2 protein-coding genes are annotated in these 2399 nt (G+C 57.5%); both read right to left on the bottom strand.

Annotation, left to right across the window (positions count from 1 at the left end; translation table 11 throughout):
• A partial coding sequence (locus tag L692_RS0114490; RefSeq protein ID WP_025700895.1) for a DNA topoisomerase 3 occupies positions 1-2005 on the bottom strand: 2005 nt, incomplete at its 3' end.
• A 61-nt stretch (positions 2006-2066) separates the two neighbouring features.
• A partial coding sequence (locus tag L692_RS28870) for a His/Gly/Thr/Pro-type tRNA ligase C-terminal domain-containing protein (RefSeq protein ID WP_036723762.1) occupies positions 2067-2399 on the bottom strand: 333 nt, incomplete at its 5' end.

The raw sequence follows: 2399 nt of genomic DNA, 5'->3' as shown, positions 1-2399 counted from the left end.
CGGCCCCGGATGAGCCATATGCTCCGGCCGTAGGACCCGTGGCCGAGCCGGACGCGCCGCTATGGCCCCTGCCGCCGGAAGAACCCGCCCGCCCGCCGCCGGAACGCCGGGCGCCGCCGCTGCCTTTCCCTCCTGCCGAAGCCGGTTCGCTGCTTTCGAAAGAGGTTTTATCCGCCCGGGACTGCGCCCTCACCTTGTCGACAATCATCGCCGCGAATTTTTTGACATTCTCCATGAACTGCAGGTCCGACGCCGTTCCGCGCGAAATCTCTGTCAGGCGGCGCTCCCATTGGCCGGTCATTTCCGGAGAAGTCAGCAGCTCGACGCCTGCTCCACGGATCAGCTCGACCGCAGTCCGGCCCTTTTGCGTAATGAGAATCTTTTTGCCCTGCATCTCGATGTAGCCGACCTTCTTCAGCCGCTCGATCGTCGCAGCCCGTGTCGCCGGAGTACCCAGGCCCGAATCCTTCATCGCGTCGCGCAGCTCCTCGTCCTCGATCTGCTTGCCCGCGCTTTCCATGGCCTTCAGCAAAGTGCCTTCTGTGTAAGCCTTCGGAGGTTGAGTCTCCTTCTCCTTCACGATGGCGTCACCGCAATGGACCCCATCACCGCGAACAATAGAGAACGGCTCGCTGACCTCCGTCTCCTCCTCCTCTTCGTCCTCCTTGCCTCTGGCTTTGCCGCCTCTGGGCTTATCCTTCTTCTGATCGCCGTAAATGACCTTCCAGCCGAGGCTTAACAGCTCCTTGACCGTTGTCTTGAACTTTTCCTCTTCCACTTCGGTGATTACGGTGTGCATTTTGTATTCGGCCGCCGGATAGAACTGCGACAGGAACCGCCGGACAATGAGATCGTACAGCTTCTGCTCGTCAGGACCCAGCCCCGCCGCTTTGCGGCCCGTTGGCAGGATGGCGTGATGGTCCTCGACCTTCGCCGGATTGCAGACGAACCTGTTGCCTTTGTGCACCAGACTCCGGTTCGCCCCCTGAACCCATTCATCGTAAGCCGTTCCCGCAAGCGAGGTTAGCGTCTTGTGCATCTCCGGGATATTTTGCTCATTTACATAATTGGAATTCGTTCGGGGATACGAAATGACTTTATGCTTCTCGTACAGGGCTTGGGCGAGATCAAGCGTTTTTTTGGCCGAAAAACCGAATTTGCCGTTCGCCTCCCGCTGCAAAAGCGTCAGGTCGTACAGCCGGTTCGGATATTCCTTCGTTTCCTTGACCTCGTAAGACGCAATGCGTCCCGGTTTGCCTTTAACCTTGGCGGCCAGCGCATCCGCTTTATCCTTTTCAGTCAGGCGGTCCCCCTGCCACAAGCCTTTGTACGGCGTATCTCCCTGCGTAAAATGACCCTCCACCTGATAATATTTCAGCGAGGAAAAAGCCTCGATGGTCTTCTGCCGCTCATAAATCAGGGCAAGGACAGGCGTCTGCACCCGCCCAACCGACAAAAGCACATTATGCCTTGTCGTGAAGGCGCGCGAGCCGTTCATCCCGATCAGCCAGTCGGCTTCGCTGCGCGCTTTGGCCGCTTTGGTCAAATTCTCATACTCCGAGCCGTCCCTCAGCTCCCGGAAGCCTTTGCGGATCGTCTCTGGCGTAAGGTCGGAGATCCACAGCCGCTTTACCGGCTGCTTCAGCTTCAAATGCCGCTGGATCAGCGAGAAGATATGCTGCCCCTCACGCCCGGCGTCGCAGGAATTAATGAGCAGATCACTGCGCTTCGCCAGCTCCCCGATCACTTTAAGCTGGTCGATGGTCTTCCGGTTCGGAACGAGCTTGAAGTGCTCCGGGATGATCGGCAGGTCGCCGATATTCCATCTCTTGTATTTCGGATCGTATGCCTCGGGCTCCGCCAGTTCAATCAGATGCCCGATGGCCCATGTAATAATATACTGCTCCCCTTCGAGGTAGGAACGGTGATTTTTGGCTTTCGGCTCAATTGCGGCGGCGATATTCCGTCCCATATCCGGTTTTTCCGCAATGATCAATGTCTTCAAAAACAATCGCTCCCTGTCTATCAATCTCTGCTAGTAAAAAGGTCCAGTAGTCTATTATACATCAGATCCGGCTGTTGTTAACGTGTTCCTTAATCCGCAAGACGGCCTCATCCAGCCCGAGCGTCTCTTTAACGCCGCTGAGACGGTTCTCGTATTCCACTCTCCCAACCGCCGCTTCCCGGCCGATCACCACGACCTGCGGCGCGCCGATCAGACCGGAGTCCTTGAATTTAACGCCGGGACGCTCGTCCCTGTCATCCAGCAGAACCTCAAGCCCCAGCGCTTGCAGCGTCCCGTACAGCTTATCACCCAGCGCGGTCTGGGCTTCTTCCTTGACCGAGACGATGATGATCTGCACCGCATAAGGCGCCAGCGCATCAGGCCAGGCAATCGT

Origin of the sequence: Paenibacillus forsythiae T98 (genome assembly GCF_000520735.1) — a bacterium.
GTDB classification, from domain to species: Bacteria; Bacillota; Bacilli; order Paenibacillales; family Paenibacillaceae; genus Paenibacillus_AQ; species Paenibacillus_AQ forsythiae.
The sequence above is the reverse complement of the archived record's forward strand: the minus strand, read 5'-3'. Positions and strand labels throughout refer to the sequence as shown.